20 protein-coding genes are annotated in these 25,347 nt (G+C 35.5%); 8 read left to right on the top strand and 12 right to left on the bottom strand.

What is annotated here, in order from left to right:
* Positions 1-247: 247 nt before the first annotated feature.
* Both LCM23_RS23965 and LCM23_RS23960 read right to left on the bottom strand, forming a co-directional pair.
* A complete protein-coding gene (locus tag LCM23_RS23965) occupies positions 248-1,984 on the bottom strand; it encodes a phospho-sugar mutase (protein ID WP_224939076.1) in 1,737 nt (578 codons plus the stop codon).
* A gap of 230 nt (positions 1,985-2,214) precedes the next feature.
* Positions 2,215-3,759: a bifunctional GNAT family N-acetyltransferase/carbon-nitrogen hydrolase family protein gene (locus LCM23_RS23960; protein ID WP_224939075.1), complete on the bottom strand. Its 1,545-nt coding sequence runs from the start codon at positions 3,757-3,759 to the stop codon at positions 2,215-2,217.
* A gap of 263 nt (positions 3,760-4,022) precedes the next feature.
* Here LCM23_RS23960 and LCM23_RS23955 point away from each other — a divergent pair, with 263 nt between their 5' ends.
* Positions 4,023-4,469 (top strand): disulfide oxidoreductase, encoded by a 447-nt coding sequence (locus LCM23_RS23955; RefSeq protein WP_224939074.1) that lies wholly within the window; start codon positions 4,023-4,025, stop codon positions 4,467-4,469.
* On the top strand, positions 4,466-4,939 hold the full coding sequence (locus LCM23_RS23950; RefSeq protein WP_224939073.1) for a thioredoxin family protein: 474 nt from the start codon (positions 4,466-4,468) through the stop codon (positions 4,937-4,939). The genes LCM23_RS23955 and LCM23_RS23950 overlap by 4 nt, the downstream gene beginning before the upstream one ends.
* Positions 4,940-5,016: 77 nt before the next feature.
* On the opposite strand, the gene LCM23_RS23945 is transcribed toward LCM23_RS23950, so the two are convergent.
* Positions 5,017-5,388 (bottom strand): DUF5365 family protein, encoded by a 372-nt coding sequence (locus LCM23_RS23945; protein WP_224939072.1) that lies wholly within the window; start codon positions 5,386-5,388, stop codon positions 5,017-5,019.
* 212 nt (positions 5,389-5,600) lie between these two features.
* Between LCM23_RS23945 and LCM23_RS23940 the strand changes: the two genes are divergently transcribed.
* Positions 5,601-6,512 carry an RluA family pseudouridine synthase gene (locus LCM23_RS23940; RefSeq protein ID WP_224939071.1) on the top strand — a complete coding sequence of 304 codons (912 nt, stop codon included), beginning with the start codon at positions 5,601-5,603 and terminating at the stop codon, positions 6,510-6,512.
* Positions 6,513-6,704: 192 nt separating this feature from the next.
* Here the strand turns inward: LCM23_RS23940 and LCM23_RS23935 are convergent, their stop codons facing one another.
* The 3 genes from LCM23_RS23935 to LCM23_RS23925 form a co-directional block, all read right to left on the bottom strand.
* The gene (locus tag LCM23_RS23935) at positions 6,705-6,965 is read right to left on the bottom strand and encodes a GlsB/YeaQ/YmgE family stress response membrane protein (protein ID WP_224939070.1); all 261 of its coding nucleotides are present in this window, start codon (positions 6,963-6,965) and stop codon (positions 6,705-6,707) included.
* A gap of 111 nt (positions 6,966-7,076) precedes the next feature.
* Positions 7,077-7,895 carry an aldo/keto reductase gene (locus LCM23_RS23930; protein WP_224939069.1) on the bottom strand — a complete coding sequence of 273 codons (819 nt, stop codon included), beginning with the start codon at positions 7,893-7,895 and terminating at the stop codon, positions 7,077-7,079.
* Positions 7,889-10,165, bottom strand: a complete 2,277-nt coding sequence (locus LCM23_RS23925) for a HelD family protein (RefSeq protein ID WP_224939068.1) — start codon at positions 10,163-10,165, stop codon at positions 7,889-7,891. The genes LCM23_RS23930 and LCM23_RS23925 overlap by 7 nt, the downstream gene beginning before the upstream one ends.
* Positions 10,166-10,616: 451 nt before the next feature.
* On the opposite strand from LCM23_RS23925, the gene LCM23_RS23920 reads away from it, so the two are divergent.
* The 3 genes from LCM23_RS23920 (at position 10,617) to LCM23_RS23910 (ending at position 13,728) form a co-directional block, all read left to right on the top strand.
* Positions 10,617-11,234, top strand: a complete 618-nt coding sequence (locus LCM23_RS23920; RefSeq protein WP_095369963.1) for a DUF47 domain-containing protein — start codon at positions 10,617-10,619, stop codon at positions 11,232-11,234.
* Between the two features lie 13 nt (positions 11,235-11,247).
* Complete coding sequence (locus LCM23_RS23915; protein WP_224939067.1) at positions 11,248-12,246, top strand: inorganic phosphate transporter; 999 nt, start codon at positions 11,248-11,250, stop codon at positions 12,244-12,246.
* A 186-nt stretch (positions 12,247-12,432) separates the two neighbouring features.
* Positions 12,433-13,728 carry an NCS2 family permease gene (locus tag LCM23_RS23910; protein ID WP_095369965.1) on the top strand — a complete coding sequence of 432 codons (1,296 nt, stop codon included), beginning with the start codon at positions 12,433-12,435 and terminating at the stop codon, positions 13,726-13,728.
* Between the two features lie 129 nt (positions 13,729-13,857).
* Here the strand turns inward: LCM23_RS23910 and LCM23_RS23905 are convergent, their stop codons facing one another.
* The 3 genes from LCM23_RS23905 to LCM23_RS23895 form a co-directional block, all read right to left on the bottom strand.
* Positions 13,858-15,249: an L-cystine transporter gene (locus tag LCM23_RS23905; RefSeq protein WP_224939066.1), complete on the bottom strand. Its 1,392-nt coding sequence runs from the start codon at positions 15,247-15,249 to the stop codon at positions 13,858-13,860.
* 265 nt (positions 15,250-15,514) lie between these two features.
* Entirely contained in the window at positions 15,515-16,315 is an 801-nt protein-coding gene (gene proC, locus LCM23_RS23900; protein ID WP_224939065.1) for a pyrroline-5-carboxylate reductase, read from the bottom strand.
* Between the two features lie 195 nt (positions 16,316-16,510).
* The gene (locus LCM23_RS23895; protein WP_224939064.1) at positions 16,511-19,600 is read right to left on the bottom strand and encodes an efflux RND transporter permease subunit; all 3,090 of its coding nucleotides are present in this window, start codon (positions 19,598-19,600) and stop codon (positions 16,511-16,513) included.
* 309 nt (positions 19,601-19,909) lie between these two features.
* Here LCM23_RS23895 and LCM23_RS23890 point away from each other — a divergent pair, with 309 nt between their 5' ends.
* Both LCM23_RS23890 and LCM23_RS23885 read left to right on the top strand, forming a co-directional pair.
* On the top strand, positions 19,910-20,755 hold the full coding sequence (locus LCM23_RS23890; RefSeq protein ID WP_224939063.1) for a TetR/AcrR family transcriptional regulator: 846 nt from the start codon (positions 19,910-19,912) through the stop codon (positions 20,753-20,755).
* Positions 20,756-20,912: 157 nt separating this feature from the next.
* Entirely contained in the window at positions 20,913-21,137 is a 225-nt protein-coding gene (locus LCM23_RS23885; RefSeq protein WP_191814601.1) for a hypothetical protein, read from the top strand.
* A 506-nt stretch (positions 21,138-21,643) separates the two neighbouring features.
* Here LCM23_RS23885 and LCM23_RS23880 read toward each other — a convergent pair.
* Genes LCM23_RS23880 through LCM23_RS23870 form a run of 3 tightly spaced genes read right to left on the bottom strand, consistent with a single transcriptional unit; the run spans position 21,644 to position 25,340 of the window.
* Positions 21,644-22,840, bottom strand: a complete 1,197-nt coding sequence (locus LCM23_RS23880; protein WP_224939062.1) for a homoserine dehydrogenase — start codon at positions 22,838-22,840, stop codon at positions 21,644-21,646.
* A 25-nt stretch (positions 22,841-22,865) separates the two neighbouring features.
* Positions 22,866-24,590: an acetate--CoA ligase gene (acsA, locus tag LCM23_RS23875; RefSeq protein ID WP_224939061.1), complete on the bottom strand. Its 1,725-nt coding sequence runs from the start codon at positions 24,588-24,590 to the stop codon at positions 22,866-22,868.
* 21 nt (positions 24,591-24,611) lie between these two features.
* Positions 24,612-25,340, bottom strand: coding sequence for an ABC transporter ATP-binding protein (locus tag LCM23_RS23870; RefSeq protein WP_224939060.1), 729 nt, complete (start codon positions 25,338-25,340; stop codon positions 24,612-24,614).
* Positions 25,341-25,347: the final 7 nt, after the last annotated feature.

The raw sequence follows: 25,347 nt of genomic DNA, 5'->3' as shown, positions 1-25,347 counted from the left end.
CTTATTTGATACTACTTCTAACTGAAATTAGTGAATGTTCAGCAATTATCCACGACACGCAAATCCACTTTCCTTGGATTCCAATCAGCTAGTGCTAAAACAAATCTTTACTACAATGATCTCTTTAATGTCCTTTACTTTTATTTACCCTAGGGCTAATGAGGGGTTAACAAGGCCATTACTTGAATAAAAAAATCGAACATATTCTCATCCTTTAAGATTTGAATGATGTTCGAATTTTTTAGTTTTACAATTCCTCTTGTATCAACTGTTCCACTTTCTTCATTAGTTCCACTTGAACATGGTCAAGCTTTTCTTGACTCAAGCTTAATGATTCGCTTTTAACACCAAAATAAAACTTAATTTTTGGTTCCGTTCCTGATGGGCGTAAACAAATCCAAGTACCATCAGCGAAGAAGTACTTTAATACATTAGATTTCGGAAGATGAATAGCCGAACGACGACCATTTTCTGTGCGAATACTTGTTAAATAATCTTCTGTCGCGATATGACTAAGACCTTCTATATCAATTGAAGATGTATTTCTAAACGTGGAGAGTATGTTTGCAATTGTTTCTGTACCTGCTTTGCCTTTTAAAGTTATCGACTTTAATCCTTCACGGAAATAACCATACTTTGCATAAATCATCATTAATACATCATATAGTGTTTGGCCCTTTTCTTTATAAAAAGCAGCTGCTTCAGCAATTAGTAGTGCAGCTTGAACAGCATCCTTATCTCTAGCAAAATCACCAATCAAATAACCATAGCTTTCTTCATAACCAAAAAGGAATTTATACTCACCTGTTGTTTCATATTCTTTTATTTTCTCAGCAATAAATTTAAAGCCTGTAAGTACATCTTTTGTAGTTAAATCAAACGAAGCTGCAATTTCTCTTCCTAGCTCTGAAGTTACAATTGTTTTCAGGACAATTCCATTTGACGGAATGCTATCTTTATCCTTCTTTTGTGTTAGCATGTAGTAAAGAATTAGAGCACCTGTCTGATTGCCTGTCAGAAGCTCATACTCATTCTTATCATTTTTAACTGCTATTCCTAATCTATCCGCATCAGGGTCAGTAGCAATAAGTAAATCCGCATCTACCTCTACCCCTTTTTTTATAGCCAACGTAAATGCAGACCTTTCTTCAGGATTAGGGCTGTCTACTGTAGGAAAATCACCATCAGGTTTTTCTTGTTCCTCTACAATATGAACATGCTTATAATTCAAGCTTGCAAGCCCTTCTCTAACCGGTTTATTGCCCGTGCCATGTAATGGAGAAAATACGATAGAAAGATCCGTTTTTTCACCTATAGAACGGTCTTCTGAAATTGTCTGTAACTTTTGAACATAAGCACGATCAATAGATGAGCCAATCGTAACAATCAGTTCTCTCTCTCTTAACAGTGCTTCTTCTTCTACTTCAATAAGTAACTCGTTTTCAATTTGATTTACTTTTGCTATAACTGTATCGGCATCTTCTGGTATCAATTGTGCTCCATCCGGCCCATATACTTTGAAACCATTGTATTCTTTTGGATTATGACTAGCCGTAATGACAATACCAGCATATGCATGCAAATATCTTACAGCAAACGAAAGTTCAGGTGTGGGTCTTAACTCATCGAAGATATATGTTTGAATATCATTTGAAGCAAGCGTTTTTGCCGCTTCTAAAGCAAATTCTGGTGACATATGTCTTGAATCATGGGCAATCACTACACCTCTTGCTTTTGCTTCCTGTCCCTTTTCAATTATGTATTTGGCTAAACCGTAAGAAGCTTTTCTAACGGTATAAATATTCATTCTATTTGTGCCTACACCAATCTCTCCTCTCATCCCACCTGTTCCGAACTCGAGGTCTTTATAAAATGCATCTTCTAAGTGGTTTTCATTGTCATTTAATTGAATTAATTCTTCTTTCATTTCAGTAGTCAATTGCGAATATGTATTCCATCTATCTACATTGCTTTTCCAATCCATCGTTTTCCCCCCTAGTTAAATACCTCTTTCCATTATCGACTAAATTAATCCATTTTGTAAGCTATTCTCTCTTATTAAAAATAGTGGATTTTTATAAAATTTTCAATCAATTACTGCAGTTTCTATTTCAATTTCTTTATAGGATATATCCCTAAGAGTCCACATTCATCATTTCCCAAAAAGAACACGAACAAATAAATTTGTTCGTGCAGGATAGCTGTCTATAGAATTTATTTATGATTACGATATTGAATTTGATAAATATCATGCCTTCTATCTTTCAAATGTCTTACTGTACCGTCTTGTCTTTTCCTTCTTAATACCTCTAAGTCTACATCACCAATTTGCACCATTTCAATATTTGCATTCGTCTCCCCGACAATTCCATCCTTAGCAAACTCGAAATCTGAAGGTGAAAAAATCGCTGATTGTGCATACTGTATATCCATATTTTCTGTTTGTGGTAAATTCCCGACTGTACCTGATATTGCTGTATAAATTTGATTTTCAATGGCCCGAGCTTGTGCACAGTATCGAACACGTAAATAACCTTCTCTGTCCTCTGTACAAAAAGGAACGAATATAATTTTTGCTCCCATATCAGTCGCAATTCGCGCTAATTCTGGGAATTCAATATCATAACAAATTTGAATCGCAATTTTTCCACAATCCGTATCAAAAACGCGGACAGCGTCACCAGGGGATATCCCCCACCATTTTCTTTCATTAGGAGTAATATGGAGTTTATATTGCTTTTCAATCGTACCATCACGTCTAAATAAATAGGCTATATTATAAATTTTATCCTCATCCTCTTTTACAAAATGAGATCCACCTATAATATTTATGTTATACCTAACTGCTAAATCAGTGAATAATTGAATATACTCTTCTGTATACTCAGTAAGCTTCCTTATAGCAAGACTCGGTACTTTCTCGTCCAGAAATGACATTAATTGCGTCGTAAATATCTCTGGAAAAACTGCGAAGTCCGCTTCTGCATCTGAGGCAACATCTGTGAAATACTCGACTTGACTGGCGAAGTCTTCGAACGATTGAATTTGACGCATCATATATTGTACAACACAAATTCTAACTGGATAACTTGTTTTATAAAATCTTTTCGTTGTTGATTTATAATCAACATTATTCCATTCCATTAACGTTGCGTATTTATTGGATTGCCTATCATCTGGCAAGTAATTAGGATTTATCCTCATTAGTGTAAAACCATTTAATAATTGAAAGGATAGTACAGGGTCATATATTTTATGAAGGGATACTTCATTAACATATTCTCTCGGACTCATCTCTTTTGCATGCTTATGATAATTAGGGATTCGCCCTCCAATAATAATACTCTTGAGATTTAACTCCCGAGCTAGCTCCTTTCTTTGCTCGTATAGACGGTGACCAATCTTCATTCTACGATATTCAGGATGAACCATTACTTCAATACCATACAGATTGTAGCCATCATCATTATGGTTAGTTATATAACCGTCATCAGTGACATCAGCCCAAGTATGGCGATCATCATATTCATCAAAATTAATAATTAAACTGGAACAAGAACCAATGATTTCACCATCATACTCTGCTACAAATTGTCCTTCCGAAAATATATTTAAATGGCTTTCAAGGTGATCTCTTTTCCATGGATCCATTCCTGGAAAACATACCTCTTGTAGCGCAATAATTTTATCGATATCTTCTTCTCTCATGTTTCTAATAATCATTTTTTTCTCAAATTTGCTTAAATCTAATTTTCTCATAAATACTCCCCTTATTTTCATTGAAACAAACGTTTGTTACTCTTATACCCCTATTTACCCTTTTCTAATCTTGGTCAAATGTTCTCCCTATAGATTCGTTTGTCAACACATAACTATGCTTGATTTGTGTTGATTTTATGACTTTTTATAGAATTTTCTCAAGCATCGTTTATTTTTACGTTAAAGAGACGTATAATTTGTTAAAATACGTTAGTATACATATTTTTCATTTCGCCTATAAATATGAAAAAAGGGAGAACGTTATGAAACCAACAGAAAAGAAGGATACTAGGGAAAGTATTCTGTTTACAGCATGGGCTGCCTCAGTCATTGCTGTTTTCGGCAGTTTATATTTTTCCGAAATTAGACAGTATGAGCCATGTGAATTATGCTGGTACCAAAGAATTCTTATGTATCCTCTAATTGCCATTTTAGGCATAGCAGTAGTTAAAAAAGACTTTCGAATCAGCTTTTATACTATGATCTTATCTGGAATTGGAGGACTCATCTCTATTTACCATTACGGTATTCAAAAGCTTTCTTTTTTAACTGAAAGTGCTCCAGCATGTGGCAGAGTTCCTTGTACGGGACAGTATATTAACTGGTTTGGCTTTATCACTATTCCATTTCTAGCATTGGTTGCATTTATTATTATTTTTATTTGTAGTGTCATGATATGGAAAAAAACAAAGGGGGAGAAGACCAAATGAAAAAAATCATCATATTCTTAGCAGTCATTATTATTCTTTTTGGCGGAGTTGCACTGTTAACAAAAATGCAGAACGATCAAAAAGTTTCAGGGGACAACCCTTATGGAACAACTGATTTAGAGCAAGAAACGATTGATCAGTTAGATGATCCTAATTATAGCAATATTGTGTTACCAGAGGATTTAGAGAGTCAATTAAGTGAAAGCGGCGAAGCTACGGTATACTTTTTTAGCCCAACATGCCCTCACTGCCAAAGAACAACTCCAATTGTTGCTCCTTTATCTGATGATATGGGCGTTGACTTATTACAATACAACTTACTAGAATTCGATCAAGGTTGGAATGACTTTGGTATTTCAGAAACACCAACTATTGTGCATTATGAAGATGGAAAAGAAGTAGCTCGTATTACAGGATACCAAGAAGAAGCTGTATTTCAAGATTGGTTTGAAGAAAACGTAACAGAATAAAAACGGATAAATAAAAAAACGACCAAATGTTCATAAATAAATTTGGTCGTTTTTTGTACTTCCCTTTTAAATGATTCTTACTGTAAGTAAGCTTGGTCTATATTTATTGGCTCTTTCGTTTGTTCAGGAAGGAAATGATGAAAGGAAAATGGAAAAGAGATATCAAAACGATTTAAAATCTCAGTATTTCTTTTAAATAACTCACAATGTTCTTTCTTCAGCCCTGCATCTTCAAGGAGGTGCATTAAAGTTTGTAAACTAGCCAATACCGAGTAAGCATCTCCTAAAGTTTCCATACACTTCTCTGTCGGCTTTAAAATATTCATGTCACCAAATGTCTGTAATTCTTTTTCTGAAAAATAATGAGGTAAAACATGATGAAACATTTTATCGACCAATGCTTCAATTTGCTCCTCTTGTTCTGTTGTTGCCGCAAAAACTACTTTCACAAGTAACCCACCTTTGTTCACTAATACTTCATGATTACCAATAGAATAGCATAAACTACTTTTGCCTCTCGGTGGTAATTATCACCATGATTTTATATACTATTGATGCAAATATCGTTTTCTACAAGAGAACTTGAATAATCCTTGTTAAATACACTTTCATCTATATGAATAAACACTATATGATATGCTTAAAAGGAAGGAAGTAAATAATGGTAACAGTAAGTAAAAAAGGAGAATGGTTTGAATTAACCATTCCAAAAAAATGGGCTGGTCAATCTGCAACGCAATTGTTTAGAGAGATTTGGGGCGCCCCTAAAAAGCTGACCCATCAAATGCGCATGGAGGGATGCGTAAAAAAGAATAACAACCCTATTGTATGGGAAAAGCCACTAATCCAAGGAGATCGGTTACAATTCAAACTTTTAACGGACCCTCAGGTAGAAACGCTTGAGAATGATGGTTTCTATACAGATGTAGATGTTAGGTACGAGGATGATCATTTAATCATTTTTAACAAACCTGCTGGGATGGAAACACACCCACACACCTTAGTTCAAAAAAATACCCTTTTAGATGCAGCCAAATATTATATGCAACTTCAGGGTGAATCTACTTACATTCGACATATTCACCGATTAGATAAGGAGACATCTGGAGTGATACTGTTTGCTAAACATTCTTTAGCAGGTGCTATCCTTGATACAGAACTTGCACAAAGATCTATCAAGCGCACGTATATGGCTCTCGTCCATGGCCAACTAAAAAATAAACATGATAGTATTGAACTCCCTATCGGAAAGGATCGCCATCATTCCAATAAGCGGAGAGTCTCAACTACAGGGCAATATGCCAAAACGACCTATGACGTCCAAGCTTATGATAGCAAAAAAAATATTTCACTCATTACTTGTCAACTCGATACAGGCAGAACCCATCAAATTCGTGTCCATTTAAGTCATATCGGACATCCACTCGTTGGTGATCATTTATATGGAGGAAAGAACCTGCTAACTAGACAAGCATTACATGCTTATAAACTTGAATGGCAGCACCCCTTCACAAAAGAAAAACAGGAGATCACTTGTCCGGCACCTGCAGACTTCCGCTCATTATGTCCATAAAGGAAACAAAGTACAAAGTCTATTATCGGCTCTTTTATTTATCTATTTACAATCGATAATAAAAACACAAAACAACGAGCAAATTCGAAGTGAAGTGCTCCTTAAATTTAGCCATAAAAAAACTGCACCTCCAATTGTTAGCTCATGTTTCTAACAATTGGAGTACAGTTCAAATTGTTCGTTTTACTTATTTTAATCTGTCGATTTCCTCATGGACCTCATGATGAAACTTACGATAAAGGCAAGCACAATCGCACCAATGATCGCTGGAATTATAGCAAAATCTGCGATTACTGGTCCCCAGTCTCCTAAAATAAGAGTCCCTAACCAAGCTCCGATGAAGCCAGCAATAATATTGCCTATAACTCCTCCTGGGATATCTCTACCTGCGATTAAACTCGCTACCCAGCCGATAAGTCCACCTATAATTAATGACCATAAAAAGCTAAACAATGCTCTTCACTCCTTCATTACATCTATTTCATCTTCATTAGATGTACACTTAGGTTGTGAAAGCACTCAACGAATCATTCATTCAGTTTTTTCCTAATATGGAAATAGCAATTACAAATCGTCAGGATTTTTACCCATCCGTTTATTTTTATTATAATCGTCAATAACGCTCATATCCTCGTCAGACAGAGCAAAATCAAATATAGCTTGATTTTCCTCTAGCCTCTTTAATTTCGTTGTTTTAGGTATAACGATTACCTGTTTTTGTATATGCCAACGCAGAATAATTTGCGAGACTGTTTTATTATATTTTTTACTTAAGGTAACAAATTGTGGCTCCGAAGAAAGTTCACCTCTTGCAATTGGCGCCCACGCCTCCACTTGAATGTTGTTACTCCAGCAATATTCACGAAGTGGTTGTTGTGATAATTGCGGGTGCAACTCAACCTGATTGACCATTGGCATTATTTTTGCGACTTTTTTTATTTCTTCTAAGTGATGTTCGTGAAAATTACTAACGCCTATTGCCTTTACTAACCCTTCTTCATACAAATACTCAAGTGCTCGCCACGTATCTTTATACTTATTTGGCATAGGCCAATGGATTAAATATAAATCAATATAAGATAAATGTAATTTTTTCAAACTTTTCTTAAAAGCTGCAATCGTCTGCTCATATCCATGATCATCATTCCAAACCTTTGTCGTAATAAACAGCTCTTCTCTAGGTATGCCACTTTGTTCAATTGCTCTACCAACACCTTCTTCATTATCATAGAAGCTTGCAGTATCGATTAAGCGATAACCTAGTTGAATCGCATTCCTTACGACATTTTCCACTTCCTTCCCTTCTTCTACTTTATATACACCTAAACCAAATTGGGGCATCAAGACCCCATTTGCTAATTTTACATTAGGTATTTTTACCATCTCTCATCCTCCTCAAGTAAAAAGTCTGTTTTTTTATTTCCATAAAAATATAAACGATGAAGCGGTCTAGTCATTGCCACATATAACAACTGTATTTCTAAAGGAGCTTTTGAGGTAAATACTTCATCAATTGAAAAGATAAATACTACGTCAAACTCTAAACCTTTGGCTAAATAAGCCGGAACAATGACGACTGATTCTTTAGGAATTTGTCCATGTTCTCCTAGTAAATAAACCGGCATTTCGCCATTTTTTTCAAATTGTTGATAAAGCTTCATACAATCGTTCATCGTTTTCCCAATTAATGCAAAAGTTTTAAACCCTTCTTCTTTGACTTTAAGTAATTTAGCCTCTAGGACATGTATATAGTGCTTGCCTTCGCGGGATGGAATAAACTGCGGATGCTCTCCATGTCTAACAACTGGCTTTACTTCAGGAAAGGTATACGGCAGTTTTTTTAATATATGATTAGCTGCTTTCATAATTTCTACAGTAGTCCGGTAACTCTTCTGCAATTCTGTATAAGTGGCTCGAGGGAAAATCTCGGCTTTTACGTCCGCCCAAGATGTAAGCCCTCTATAAGAGTGTATACCTTGCGCTAAGTCTCCAACTAATGTAAACATATCGGTATCAGCTGCTTTCTTAAGAGAAAGAAGTTCCATGAACGTATAATCTTGCGCCTCATCGATGACTATGTTTTTTACTTTCCACTCTTTTTCAATTCCAAACAAATGAACCTGCAAATACAATAATAAAGCTAAATCTTCTCTTTCATACATTCGCCCCTTAAACAAGTCTTGTTGATAACGAATAATATTTTCTGCTTCTACTTGTGTTAACTGATTAAGTGAACGTTTCACTAATTGCTGTGGGTTTTGAAATAAATCTTTATAATAAGTCCAAATATTCTTTTTAGGAAATTGCTTCATATATGTAGCAACCGATGTCTTTATTGCCGTTGTCATCTCTTTCAACCTTGCTTCTTTCTTATCAAGGGCTTGTGAGACATATTTTTTTCTCTTCACGGAATCTTTCGCTTGATATAATGCTCTTTCAATTTTGTCATCATAAAACATTTCAATTTTCTCAAGCATTTTCTTTTTTTTATGTTTTATTTCATTTTGTAAAATCGAACGTAACTTATTTAGTCTCTTATACAAAGGTAAATAATAAAAATCTTCTTCCAATAATTTTACAAATCGCGCACTTTTATATAATCGATACTTATCAACATAAAAATCAGTAGGAGGATGAAAAGTTAGAAATATTTCTTTCATATATTCATTCAGTATGGTTTGAAAAACTTTAGATCCCTTCAACTTTGATATTTGAAGCACATGAACTGTTTCCTTTTGATGATTTTTCTCTAACAATTGAATTAACTTATCGTCTTTTTTCAATTTTATATTATTCTTTTGTAATGCTCCTATGACATAATCCTCGTACGTTTTTTGCTTAATATTCTCAACACCAAGCTCAGGTAGCGCTTCGGAAATATAATCAAGGAATAGATTACTTGGGGCAATAATCATCAATTGCTCAGGTTGAAAGTTTTCTTTGTATTGGAAGATAAAATAACTAATTCGGTGTAAAGCAATCGTCGTTTTACCACTTCCCGCACCGCCTTGAACGATGATAGGTTTATTCAAATCAGCTCTGATAACTTTATTTTGTTCCTCTTGTATAGTAGATACGATTTCTGTGAGGCGATTACTTGCACTTCCAGCTAGCGTTTCTTGTAGCAATTGATCATTTGTTGTCAAATCAATATCACGAATCTCAGTAAGGAGGCCACGCTCCATCATAAATTGTCTTTTTAATAAAAGCTCACCGTTAAAATTCTCTCCATTAGAGACATACGAAACATCCCCTAGTCTGCCTTCATAATAAAGATTTGCTATTGGTGAACGCCAATCGACAATTAATTGATCCTGATTTTCTCTTGAGTATAAAGATGTTTTTCCAATATAGATGACTTCTTCCACTGGTTGATCATCTCTGGAAAAATCAATTCTTGCAAAATATGGTTTCAGTCGGGACTTTTTCAAGCTTGATAGCTCTTCTTTTGACATATCAAAAAAGCGAGCATTCGTTAATAAAGACGAATAACCCAAACTGGAATCGACGTCTTTAAAGGCTGCTTTCATATTGTCTTGAAAATTATCCTTCGATGTCTCTGCTGTTTTAATAACAGCTTCCATATATCTTTTGGTATATTCTAAGCGCTGGTTTTCTTCATTGTAATCGGGGTGTTGATGTACCGTTGTCATATCATTTACCTCCATTTTTATAATTAGCCGCTGATGGAGAGTAATCTGACGTTGTGTAAGTGAGAAGAAATATATATTATCAGAAAAATGCATAACAATCAAATAAATGCGCAGTACTTTTAAGTCACTCTAATATGAATAGATATTAATTAAGTTAAGGAATAATGTAAAAGTAAAGAAAAACTTTATTAATTTTTTGTAAAGGCGAACACAACAAATTCATGAAAGATAGAATAAATTTTACCCACTCACACTCTTATAAAGTCAGTAGTAACAGGGGATATGAAGATTTTTATTGAATAATAAGAAACATTACAATATGATTACAATTAAACACAATTCGACATTTTTCTTCTAGACCCGAAAATTACGCTTTATACAATAAAATTTTTCGTTTAAAATAATAACGTTTGAAGGGTTTATTTTCCGAAAATTACTGGGGGTATTAATGATGGTTTTTAAAAAACAAGATAAATTCAATAAATTGTTAAGTGATATTGCAATCAACTTAAAAGAAGGAGCAATGTATTTCGCCGATTATAAGCTAAATAACATTAGTGACTTGAAAATTTTCTCAGAAAAAATGAAAGAATACGAAACAAAAGGCGACACACTTGTTCATGAAACAATTAAAGAATTAAACAATGCCTTCATTACACCAATTGAAAGAGAAGATATTCTTCATCTTGCAATGGCTATGGATGACGTATTAGATGGTTTTGAACAAACAGCAGATTTATTTGAAATGTACTCCATCATTAATGCTGATGAATATATGTTGAAGTTTGTAGAAGCTATTCAACAAAGTGCAGTAGAAATTGAAAAATCAGTTGAGCTATTATCCTCTAAAAAGTTGCTAAAAATACGAGATCATGCAATTAAAATCAAAGACCTCGAATCAAAATGCGACGGCGTATTACGCCAATCTATTAAACATCTTTTTTCCGTTGAAAAAGATCCAATTCGCATCATTCAGAAAAAAGAAATTTACGAAAACCTAGAGGAAATTGCTGACAGCTGCCAAACAGTTGCCAACGCATTCGAAACAATTATAATGAAAAACGCGTGAGGAGCAATAACTAATGGATGCAATTTTAATTATCACAGTATTAATCGTCATTTTCGCTTTAATTTTTGACTTTATTAACGGATTTCACGATACAGCAAATGCTATTGCAACTTCAGTGTCAACGAAAGCTTTGAAACCTAGACACGCTATTATACTAGCTGCAACAATGAACTTTGTAGGTGCAATGACTTTTACAGGTGTAGCGAAAACGATTACGAAGGATATTGTCGATCCTTTCACATTACAAAATGGCTCAATTGTCATACTATCTGCCCTTATAGCAGCGATTTTCTGGAACCTATTGACTTGGTATTTCGGCATACCAAGTTCATCCTCTCATGCTTTAATTGGCTCAATTGCAGGTGCTGCCATTGCGTCAGCTGGGTTTTCTGCATTAAACTATAGTGGATTTATCGGTATCATACAGGCACTCATTTTTTCGCCACTGATTGCTTTTGCAGCCGGATTTATTATTTATAGCATTTTTAAAGTTGTTTTTAGAAATAATAATTTAACAAAGACAAATAGAAATTTTAGAACGATACAAATTTTCACCGCTGCATTGCAATCATATACCCACGGTACAAATGATGCACAAAAAGCGATGGGGATTATCACACTAGCGTTAATCTCCAATAACTATGTAACTTCTACGGACATTCCTTTTTGGGTCCAATTATCTTGTGCAATCGCGATGGGACTAGGTACATCTGTTGGTGGTTGGAAGATCATTAAAACAGTTGGCGGTAAAATCATGAAGATTCGCCCTGTTAACGGAGTAGCAGCAGACATTACGGGGGCAATGGTCATTTTTGGTGCAACCGCACTACATATGCCAGTTAGTACAACTCATGTTATTTCTTCATCTATCCTCGGTGTAGGTTCAGCCCATCGAGTAAAAGGAGTCAAATGGGGAACAGCACAACGTATGTTAATAACTTGGGTTATTACTTTGCCGATTTCAGCAACAATAGCCGGGTTAACTTATTTGATTTTGAGTTCTTTCTTATAATGCATACAAATCCTTAAGGGTTTACATCCTTAAGGATTTTTTTGTCTTCTTCTAATAAGAACTCATATATAACAAATACTATAAAGAACTTGAAAATCTTCATAAAAACGAATACTATAGTCCATGTGACCTTTTTTCGTTCGTATTATTACACACGACCATGTATTTACAGCTTGGAGGATTCTAATGTTTAAGTTAAAAGAAAACAATTCTACAGCAAAAACAGAAATACTCGCCGGTTTTACAACTTTTTTAACAATGGCATACATTGTTGTTGTTAACCCAGTCATTCTCTCTGACGCTGGTGTCCCATTTGATCAAGTCTTTACTGCAACAATTATTGCAGCAGTTGTTGGTACACTTTGGATGGCCCTTTTTGCTAATTATCCAATTGCTATCGCTCCCGGTATGGGATTAAATGCTTATTTTGCGTATTCTGTCGTTGGTGGGGGCTTAGATTATGTAACAGCTTTCGCTGCCGTATTCGTAGCAGGTCTCATCTTTGTGATTTTATCTTTAACTGCTTTTCGTGAAAAATTAATTGAAGCCATTCCAGAAAACTTAAAAGCAGGAATTTCTGCTGGTATTGGTTTATTTATTGCATTTGTTGGACTGCGAATGTCCGGCATTATTACAAGTGATCCTAGCAATCTTGTGGCTTTAGGGGATTTAACAGCAACTTCGGCAATATTAACGCTAGTTGGTTTAGTCATCACACTCATTTTAATCGCATTAAATGTATCTGGAGCACTGTTTTTCGGCATGATTATAACAGGCTTAATCGCGTTCTTTACTGGGCAACTACAGTTTAGTGACGGGCTAACATCTTTACCTTCGCTTCCAGAAGGCATTTTAGTATTCAATCCCATTTCAGCTATTGGGGACGTCATCACTCATGGTCTTTATGCGGTTGTTTTCTCGTTTTTATTAGTAACAATATTTGATACAACCGGAACAATGATTGGTGTTGCCCAACAAGCTGGTTTAATGAAGGGGAATAAATTGCCACGTGCAAGACAGGCTTTATTATCTGATTCATTAGCCACATCTGTCGGTTCTATGTTCGGAACAAGCCCTACAACTGCTTTCATTGAATCTTCTAGTGGGGTTGCAGCCGGTGGTCGAACCGGACTAACTTCTTTGACAGTAGGTATCCTTTTTATCGTTGCTGCATTCTTTAGTCCGCTTGTCAGTGCGGTTTCAGGCATTGCTGCCATTACTTCGCCTGCACTCATAATTGTTGGTAGCTTAATGATGGGAAGCTTAGTTAAAGTTAAATGGGGTGAGTTTGATGAAGCTTTCCCAGCGTTTTTAATTATTTTGACGATGCCGCTCACTTCTAGTATTGCTACAGGTATTGCACTCGGGTTTATAACACATCCCATCTTAAAAATATTTAAAGGCAAAGGTAAACAAGTTCATCCACTCGTTTATATTTTCGCTGTATTATTTCTCATTCAATTACTCTTTTTACCACATTAAAGTGGAAGGAATAGAAACATCTATTGGCTAAATAAAAAATCCGAACACCTCTTCAAATGCTAAAGCAATGCAAGCATCTGATTGATGAGTGTTCGGATTTTCTTTTTTACCAGTATAGGATTGAATGAGTTAGACTTCTACTTCTTCAATTTTATTATGTGGGTCATTATAAACTTCTTGGTCGATATCTTTCGTCATTTTACTCGTTAATATACCCGAAGTCATAGATCCACTTACATTTACCGCTGTTCTTCCCATATCAATTAATGGTTCAATTGAGATTAATAAACCCGCAAGAGCAATAGGTAAATCTAAGGCTGAAAGGACGAGAATGGCTGCAAAAGTTGCTCCTCCACCTACTCCCGCAACGCCAAATGAGCTGATAACAACTATAGCGATAACAGAAAGGAGAAAACTTGGTTGTAATGGATTAATCCCAACCGTAGGTGCAATCATAACAGCTAACATAGCCGGATAAATACCCGCACAACCATTTTGTCCAATAGAGAGACCAAATGAGCCTGCGAAATTGGCTATTCCATCTGATACCCCTAATGATTTTTGCGCCTTAATATTTAAAGGTAATGCCCCAGCACTTGTTCTTGACGTAAAGGCAAACGCAAGCACCGGAAATGCTTTTCTTAAGTATTGTAGTGGACTTAATCCGACAAATAGTAATAATAACAAGTGAATTAGCATCATAACCGCTAACGCTACATATGAAGCAATAACAAATTTCCCTAAATTGTAGATTGCAGAGAAATCACTTAACGCAACTGTCTTTGTCATAATAGCAAGCACGCCATAAGGAGTTAATCTAAGGATTAGTGTAACCACACGCATAATAATGCTATAAAAGGCATCGACAATTTTTGCAAATATCTCTGCTTGCTCAGGTGTTTTTCTTCGTACGCCCAAGTAGGCAATACCTAAAATTGCTGCAAATATAACGACTGATATCGTTGAAGTCGCTCTCGCTCCTGTTAAGTCAAGAAAAGGGTTTGCAGGAAGTAACTCTAAAATTTGTTGAGGCAATGTTTGAGCTGCTAGTGATTGAGATGTTTCTTCCATTTGTGTCCCTCTACTGACCTCTGCATCTCCCTCTTCAATTTGGATGGCTTCTAAATTAAAGACGGTTGCCGAACCAATACCTACAATAGCAGCCACAGCAGTAGTTCCAAGTAGTATTCCGATAATTAATACACTAATTTTACCAATATTACTTGAGAGGCTCAATCTTGTAAATGCTCCTAAAATGGAAATAAACACGAGTGGCATCACAATCATTTGTAAGAATTTAACATAACCCCCACCAACTAGTTGAAACCAATCCGTCGACCTTGCCAATACTTCTGAAGTTGATCCATAAATCAGTTGCAATGCTAAACCAAACAATATACCTATTCCCAATGCCGTAAAGACTCTTTTAGAAAATGAAATATGTTTACGTTGCATAATAAATAATAAACTAATAAAACCAATCATTAATGCTAAGTTAATAATAAACCATACATTATCCATCATTACCCCTCCTAATATCTTACTTTTGCACAATTTTATATGATAATACGATTATTCCTATACGTCAAGTATGAATTACGATTTAATTATCCTTTATGGTATATGCTTTTTTCATGAATATATACCAATCTATCTATAGGCCTTTCTTACTTAACATTTTCAACTGTTTTTGCCGATTTTTTTAATCCCCTTTGAAAGCCAAAAAGCTGCAGCATCGCTTAAAATAAGCTAACGATGCTACAGCTAAAATAAAAACTCTTATTGCTTATAAGCTTCTTACCTTCTCGCTGCATGCTTTCATAGCAGTGAGAACAGATGAACGAAATCCTGTTTCTTCTAACTTGCTGACCGCATCAATAGTCGCACCTCCAGGGGTACAAACCTCATCTTTTAACATTCCAGGATTTTTACCAGATTCAAGCACCATCTTTGCTGCACCTAATACTGCCTGAGCACCTAGTTTATAAGCAGTGTCTCTTGGTATACCGTCTTTTACCGCTCCATCGGCCAATGCTTCTATAAATAAAAACACATATGCAGGAGAAGACCCGCTAATTGCTGGAATGCCATCCATTAATGACTCATCCACTACTTCCACTTTCCCGATAGCAGAAAAGATGCGTATTACTTTACTTAATTTCTCTTCATTAATATACTGGTTGCTACTTAGCACACTCATTCCCTCACCAACCAGTGAAGGTGTATTTGGCATTGTACGTACTGCCATTACATTTCGTTCAAAGTACTTTTCGATATCATGTAGAGTAATGCCAGCAGCAATGGTTACGATAATGCTATGTTCATTTACTTCCCCTTTTATTTCATCAATTACTTCCTTATGATCATTAGGAGGAACCGCTAAAAAGATTACTTCGGCGCTTCTCGCCACTTCTTTATTGGAGTGGGTTGTATGAATCGCATACTTTTCTTCTACCTTATGTAGTGTTTCTTTCGTTCTTGCACTTGAAATCATTTCATGATGACTGACTAAACCGTTTTTTAATATGCCGCCAATAATCGCTTGTGCCATTTTTCCACAACCGATAAACCCTATCTTTTTTTCCATTGTTATCACTCACCTTTTCCTTACTCTGGTTCATTTTAACATTATCACAGCTGTATTGAAAAAAAGTTTAATATACTTCTTTAAGGTAATCGCAGAACAAATGATAACCATATTTGCTATAAGCTACCCTTATTCATTAGATAAACTTCATGAAAAAAATAACCCAAAGCATCAATGCTTTGGGTTATTTATTAATTAATTATCTTGAACATCTTTTCGATTCTTTTTAAACATTTTTGATAATACTTCATACACAATAGGAACAACGACTAGAGTTAATAAGGTCGAACTTGCAAGACCACCGATAACTGTGATACCTAATCCTTTAGAGATTAAGCCTCCACCGCCTGAACCAAATAATAATGGAACCAGCGCACCCATTGTAGCAATAGCTGTCATTAGTATCGGACGAAGACGAGTGGCACCCGCTTCTAGAATAGCGTCTCTCATCGTCATACCATCTCTTTCCATATGAATGATCCGGTCAACTAATACGATAGCGTTCGTAACAACAATACCGATTAACATGAGTAGACCCATCATAACCGTAACAGAGATTGTTTCCCCTGCAATGTATAATCCGACAAAGGAGCCAATGACTGCAAACGGTAGTGAGAACAGAATGGCAAACGGTGCAACACCCTCACCAAATGTAACAACTAAGATGAAATATACAATCGCAATAGCGGCAAGCATTGCTAAACCTAATTGCGTAAACGTTTCGTTCATATCTGCAGTTACACCAGCAACATCAAGAGTTACCCCTTGTGCCAAGTCTAAATCATCGATACCTTTATCCAGTTCACTCGTAACTTTGGATAAATTATCTGAAGTTACTGTGGCAGAGACAGTTGCATAGTACTCACCTTTACTACGAGACAATGTATTTAATGTTGTCCCTTCTTCTACATTAACAAGCTCAGATAATGGCATTTCTTGGCCTGTTGCAGTCGGAACCTGTGTATCTAATAACTCATCAATTGATTTCGCAGGCTCAGCGGCTTCAGTTTGAATAATGACATCTATTTCATTACCATCACTTTGAACAGTTGTCAGCACTTCACTATTACCTTTATCGTTTAACGCCATAACGATTTGACCTGTCGTTAAGCCATACTGCATAACGTCTGCTTGCTCAACTTTTAAGATATGTTCTACATAAGCATCTTCTGCTGTAGATGAAATATCTTCTAAGTTATCGGTATCATGCATGACATCTTCCACTTGTGCCACGGCATCATTTAGTTTATCTAAATCCTCACTATACAATGTATAGCTTACTTCACTAGTATTCGCACCCATTGAAGAAAAGTCCTGAGATTTCCACTCACCAGATTGTTCAATATTAAATACATATTCTTCAATTTCTTCTCTTACCTCTGGGAAGTTCTTCATATCTGGATCAAAAATCAGATACATAAGAGCCCCACTAGCACCGCCACCCATCATCATAGCAGCAGGATCTACATTGTCTGGGTCATTAATGGACAATTGTAGTATATCAATATCATCGCGTTTTAATAATTCTTCTTCTACTTCAGAAATATTCTCTTCCGTTATATCCATCTTCTCGCCGGTTTCAGGTGTATATGTTAAATACATTACCTTCTCTTCTTCACTTCCAAGGAAGCTAAAACCGATTAATGGAGTCAATGCTAATGATCCAGCTAATAAAAGAATAGCAATAGCTGACGTAATAATTTTATGGTTTAACGCTTTACTTAGAATGCCTTTATACCATAAAGCAAGTTTACCTACTTCTTTATGATTGCTCTCCTCTTTCTTACCGTAAAGTTTTTTCTTAAATAAGAAATGAGAGAGGGCTGGGACAATTGTAATCGCAACAATTAATGAAGCGCCCAATGCAAATGTCATCGTTAAAGCAAACGGAACAAATAGTTCACCAACCATTCCACCTACGAAAATTAACGGCGCAAAAACGGCCACAGTTACTAATGTAGACGAAAGAATCGGCTTAAACATTTCAATAGTCGCTTCCCTTACTAAAGCACGACCATTTAATTTTTCCTCTTTCAAATGTAAGCGACGGTATATATTTTCCACAACAACAATCGAGTCATCAATTACACGACCAATTGCTACTGTAACCGCTCCAAGAGTCATAATATTTAACGTAATATCCAACCAATTAAGCACTAAAAATGCCATAAAAATCGACACCGGAATAGAAACAATGGATATAATCGTTGACTTAAAGTCTCTTAAAAAGAGTAAAATAATTAATACAGCAATTAAACCACCAAAAAGTGCTTTTTCAACCATTGTGCTAACAGACTTTTCAATCGGTTCACCCTGGTCTAAAGAAATATCAATGGCAAGGCCATTATACTTTTCTGTTTCTTCTTCAACATAATCTTTTACAAGATTAACTACATCTACTGTGTTATCCTGTTGTCCTTTTACAATTTGGATCGCAATCGCATTTTCTCCATTTGTACGAGAAACAGACTCTACTTTACCTACTTGTTCAATTTGAGCAAGTTCACTTAGCTCAACAAATGGTTGTGGGTGGTCGGCAGTTGGTGTTACTGGGATCATCATTTCTTTCAACTCATCAATAGTTGTTACTTTCCCATCTACCGAAACAGCTTCTTCAGCTTCTTCAAAATCAAATAACCCTAAAGATAATGCCATATCACTTGCTTGAATCAGTTCTTTTACATCATCTTGATTCAATTCAAACTTGGCTAGCTCTTCTTCATCCCAAGTAAATTCAACTTGTTCAATATGTTGACCGGTCATTGTTGCAGATGCTACACCTTCAATCTTTTCAATATCAGGCAAGATTACATCTTCAACTAATTCAGTCAGTCCAACAATATCTTCTTCTGTACTACTAATTGAAAGTGCAACTACTGGCATCATATTCATGCTGATAGATGTCACAGTCGGCTCTTCCACATCTTCAGGAAGATCTAAATTAGCAATCGCTCTTTCTAGCTCAACCTTTTTATCATCCATATCAGCGCCATATTTATATTCTACTTGAATACTTCCTACATTCGCACTTGAATTAGAATAAACAGCATTGACATCTTCAAGTCCTTCAACTGCCTGTTCAATTGGCACTGAAACCTCTTCCATCACCTGCTCAGGGGTGGCACCAGGATAAACACCATTTACCATCAAAAATGGAATAGAGATATCTGGGATTGTTTCAGTTTTCATCTGTGTAGTTGAGTAAACACCTGAAACTGTAATAATTATGGTTAATAACCACACAGCGAGCTTATTCTTTAAAACGAAATTGACTATGCCCTTCACATTGACACCTCTTTTTTTAAAAATTCGATTCTCCTTTACCCGATAACCATTATGTATATAGTAGAAATCAGTGTAAACGAAGTCTAACAAATAAGAATACTAACTATCATACCCAAAAGGAAGCCATTACTGGTTCTATAGAATCTATTTTGTTTGTTTTCTTGACGACAAACTCGGGTATCCTATAGAATATGACTAGTGGGTCACATCACCAATAAATATAACTGACCGGTCAGTCATGTGTCAATTATATTATTGTGAAGTTTTTGTTAACACGGAGATACTTCTTCGGTTAAGGAGTTGTTACAGATGAAAGAAAAAGAAAAAATAATTATTGAAGCTGCGATCAAATTATTCGCTAAAAAAGGATATACTGCCACATCTGTACAAGATATCGCCACTGATAGCGGCATTTCCAAAGGTGCATTTTATTTATATTTTAAATCGAAAGAAAAATTGTTAGAGTCTTTATTAATATATTATTTTGATCAATTAACTGAAGAAATCATGCAGTGGGACAACAAGAACCTTACTGCAAGAGAAAAATTCAAGGCACAAATCAATACAACCATTGATATGTTAATCCAACATAAGGATTTTATTATTACTCAAACAAGAGAACAAACCATACCTATTAATGAATCAATAAAAGAATTGTTATTCACAAAGCAAATTGAAATGAATGAATTTTACCGCAAAAGTTTATCTTCTATATATGGAGAAGAAATGACTCCTTATTTATGGGATTTATCTCAACTTCTTGATGGTCTTTTTCATTCATACGTAAAAATATTAATTATTGACAAAGAAATATTTAAGCCTGAGCATGTGACTGATTATTTATTAAATAGAATGGACTCTTTAGCAGAGGGTCTAAAAAAAGAAGAACCTTTGATCACTGAAGCTAAGATGAACCGTTTCCTGCAAAAATTTAATATATTTTTACCAAATACTAGTCCATCGACTACCATCGCAGATATTAGACAACAAATACAAGAATGCGATGATAAAGAAACATTAGAGGTTTCCCTCGACATGATAGAAGAAGAAACCCAAAGGGAATATCCTCGACTTCCTGTCATTAAAGGAATGATTACTAACTTTAATCAATATCCTGATTTAAAGAAGCAACTGAATGATTTATTACAATTATAGAATGAGAGAAATTTGTCGATAAAAAGACCAACCTTTTTACTGGACATTTTCACTTTAAACGTTTATTTTACTATAAACAGGTAATATAAAGAGATATAGTGTAAACGAAGTAGAAAACTTCTGTACTTATAATTTATAAGAATGGATGGTGGAGAATATGGCAAATAACAAAGTTACGAATATCAGAAAGAATGAAAAGAAAGATGTAAGTATCGGAACAAGCGTGTCTTTAAATGGTCTCGTTACAGCAGTCTTTGATAATATGGTTCACGTACAGATCGGGGCTAAAATTGTCACTGTCAATATAAAGGATTTATATTCAGAAATCAACCAAACGCTACTTCCAAAACAATCAGTAAAAACACCATCGCAATCCGTCTAAAAACTGGTAAAGATTATATTTCCTAGGATAGTTAGCCTATAAAAATAAGGCTAGTTATCCTTTTTTATTTCGATAATGAATGATACATATATGAAATTAAAACAGTTGGTTGTTGATGATGTAAAAGTTTACATAAAAAATTTATTCATCCTTCGCTTATTTTCACTAGATATTTTTATTTTTTAACAATATGACATTGCCACAAATGAATTTCAACTCTATTATTTTATATACTTTGATGAATACGGGGATTCTTCTTTTCTTCATTTTAGGTAAGCAGGACTACAAAAAGAACCATATAAATATTCGTATCATTCAAATATTACATGGATGATTTCTTTTCACTGCATAGTTATTGTTATTGACCAATGCAAACAGAGCCATAAAAATACTTACCTCGTTCAACGAACGATTCCTCAAGTTGAACAAGGTAAGTAAAATAGACCATGATCCTTGCAATTGTCTAGTTTTTTCAACAGAACTATAAGGTTTTATCATTTACTACTTTAATGGATTTTTTTCATTTCTTTTAATCTTGTAGCATCACCTAATATTTGAATAAAGGAAGCATCTTCTATACGTAAATCCCCCTCTATTTCTACTACCCATGTATCATCAGCAATCATCTTCATAATTTCTGCTCCTTCAGGTAATTGCTGTAAGACTGAACGTCCATAGGCAATCCAACTCGTTTTCGCACTATGATGTGGATCAAGGGTGGACTCTTCATTAAAAGTATACTCCTGATCCTTTTCTGTTAAATGAATCAAATCTTCTATAATTGCACTTGCTGTTGGATACATACCTGCACCTGGCCCCTGCAAACTAATACTCCCGACAATATCCGCCTCGATATGGATAGCATTTTGCACACCTTCCACCTGATATAAAGGATGGTTACCCTCAACTAACACTGGCCGAACAGCACATTTCACTTGAGAATGAGCGTATTCAATAGTTGCCACGTGCTTGTATCTAAGACCTAATTCATTAAAGAAAGTAATATCTGATTTAGCAATACTCGTAATCCCGTTTCTTTCAATCTGTTCGCTTATTGGTTTCTCTCCATAAATCAATTCACTTAAGATAGCTGCTTTATAATACGCATCAAAGCCTTCAACATCATTCGTCGGATCCGCTTCCGCATAACCTAATTTTTGCGCTAGCGCCAGAGCATTATCAAATGATAATTGCTCTTCTCTCATTTTGGTTAATATAAAATTAGATGTACCATTCAATATGCCTTCAACCTTCGTTACTTTATTAGCATTTAGCAGTTTTTTTAAAGTTTGAATAATAGGAATACCGCCTGCCACAGTAGCCTCGTAGCCGACTGAGACGTGATATTTTTTTGCTAATTCTCTTAAGATATTACTTTTTTCAGCAAACATCTCTTTATTTGCCGTAATCACGTGGCGACCTTTTTCAATCGCACTTTGTAAATAAGTTGCAGCCGGTTCAATACCAACAATTGCATCAATTACTACATCAATATTCTCCAGTTGTTGGATTTTTTCATATTGGTTTGTCAAAATAACTGACTGATCGGGGACAGTATGCTTCTCAATGTCTCTCACTAAAATAGCAACAACCTTTACTTCTTCACTTAATAACTTTTGCAAACGCCCTTGATGCTGTTGAATTGTACGGTAAACGCCTTTACCAACAGTACCATAGCCAAGTAAAGCGATATTAATCGTCAAACCTTTTACCTCCCATTACATCATATTACTGTACTTTTTGACTAAGTTTGGCAAGCTCTCTTGCCTTTAATTCTCTGCGCAATATTTTGCCACTGATTTTTGTTTTAGGAAGTTCTGTGACAATTTCCATTTCTCGTGGGGCAGAATGAGCAGCTAATCTTGTTTTTACAAACTTTCTAATCTCTTCAAGTAAGACATCACTGCCTGTATATCCTTTTCTTAGGACAATAAAGGCTTTGACGATTTCACCTCTTAATGCATCTGGTTTACCAATAACTCCAGCTTCTGCTACAGCAGGGTGTTCAATGAGCTTACTTTCAACCTCAAAAGGTCCGATTCTCTCCCCGGAAGAATTGATCATATCATCACTTCTACCTTGGAAGAATATATAGCCATCCTCATCTTGAACAGCCAGATCTCCTGATACATACCAACCTTCAAAAGGAAAATATGACTGGTATTTCTCCTCATTCTTCCATACTTCTTTCATGATTCCTGGCCATGGTGCTTTAATTGCTAAGTGACCAATCGACCCTCTTGATTGTTCGACACCATCATCATCGAGAATAGCGATGCTTATACCAGGAAATGGTCGACCCATTGATCCAGGTTTAATTACTTCTGAAGGTAAATTAACAATTAATTGTGCCCCTGTTTCAGTCATCCACCATGTATCATGTATTCTTTTCCCTAACGTTTCTTTTCCCCAATAAATGACCTCAGGATTTAACGGCTCACCCACACTTAATAAATGTCTTAAGTTGGATAAATCATAATCATTTGGTAGATCATTTCCTTCTGCCATTAACATTCTGTATGCTGTCGGTGCACTATACCATACAGATACTCCAGTTGTTTCTAATGTATGATACCAACCCTTTGCATCAAATCGGCCACCATTAACGACAATTGTCGCTCTATTCAACCAAGGTGTAAAAATGCCATACACAGTTCCCGTAACCCAACCTGGATGTGCGGTACACCAATACACATCATCATCTTTTAAATCCAGTACCCATTTCCCTGTTTGATATTGATGAACCATCGCTCTATGAGCATGAATAATTCCTTTTGGCTTTCCCGTTGAACCGCTTGTATAGTGGATGTTTAAACCATGCTCAAGATCAACCCATGTCGTGATATCTTCTTCCTTTACTGTTTTCTCTAATTCTTTGATGAGAGAAATTTCCTTTTCACCTAATAATTGTACGTCATCCGCATCAGTAAGAAATATCTTCTCTAAACAAGGCAGTTCGTTTTTTGGTACTCTATTAAGTAAGTCAGTATCCGTAATCAAAAACCTTCCATCACAATCCGAGATTCGATCTTTTACTGCTTCCTCCATAAATGCTTCAAAAAGAGGACCCGCAATTGCGCCGAGTTTAATGGTGGCAATCATTGTAAAATAACAATCGGGGTGTTTAGGTAGAAAAATAAAAACGAAATCACCTTTTTTCACCCCTTGGTTCCTTAAAACGGTGGCGATATGATCTGTTTTTTCTTTAATCTCTGCGAATGTGTATGTCTCTTCATATGCACCATTCACATAATGCAATCCTATTTTGTTTCCATAACCGTCAACCACATGTTTATCAATACATTCATGAGCCATATTGACTAGACCTGATTGGCTCCAGCTAAACTGTTGTTTAACCTCATCCCATGAAATATTTTGACATGCCTCTTCATAGTTCGTTAAGTTGTAATCTCCTTCAATGGGGGCAAGCTGTTGCCGCTCTATCACTGTCATAAGTCATTAGCTCCTTTATTTTTAGATTGCTTTCGAATGAGATAAATCTAATAATTGCAAAATCTCATCTTTTAGTACAGCAAGATCTTTATCTCCTCTTGATCTTGGTTTTGATTTGTCAATTTTTATTTCTTGATATAATTCTCCCGGCTGTCCCCTAAGAATAATAATGCGATCGGCTAAATATAATGCTTCATCAATATCGTGCGTTACTAAGAGGATAGTTGATTGATAGGTTTGCCAGAGATTCAGTAATAAATCTTGTAATTGCATTTTTGTAAAAGCATCTAATGCACTAAACGGTTCATCTAAAAGTAATATTTCTGGTGAGGTAACGAGAGCTCTGGCAATGGCCACCCTTTGCGCCATCCCGCCAGATAAATCTTTCGGGTAATGGTTTTCAAACCCTACTAGCCCAACGGCTTTAATATATTGTGCTATTTTACTTTGAACTTTTTTTTGTAGACCGAATCCAATATTGTCATAAACTTTTAACCAAGGCATCAGTCTAGGTTCCTGAAAAATCATCCCGATTTTCTTATGAACATCATGGACAGTTTCGCCATCTATTACAACCTGACCATCATATTGTTTATCCAAGCCGGATAATACACGTAAGAGCGTACTTTTACCGCAACCACTTGTTCCTAAAATCCCAATGACTTCACCCTGTTCTACCTTCAAGTCAATATTTTTGAATCCCGTTGTTCCATTTGAAAAAGTTCTAGACACTCGCTCAATTGATAACAATCTTGCC

The sequence above is a fragment of the Cytobacillus kochii genome (assembly GCF_020171845.1).
GTDB lineage: Bacteria > Bacillota > Bacilli > Bacillales > Cytobacillaceae > Cytobacillus > Cytobacillus kochii.
The sequence above is the reverse complement of the archived record's forward strand: the minus strand, read 5'-3'. Positions and strand labels throughout refer to the sequence as shown.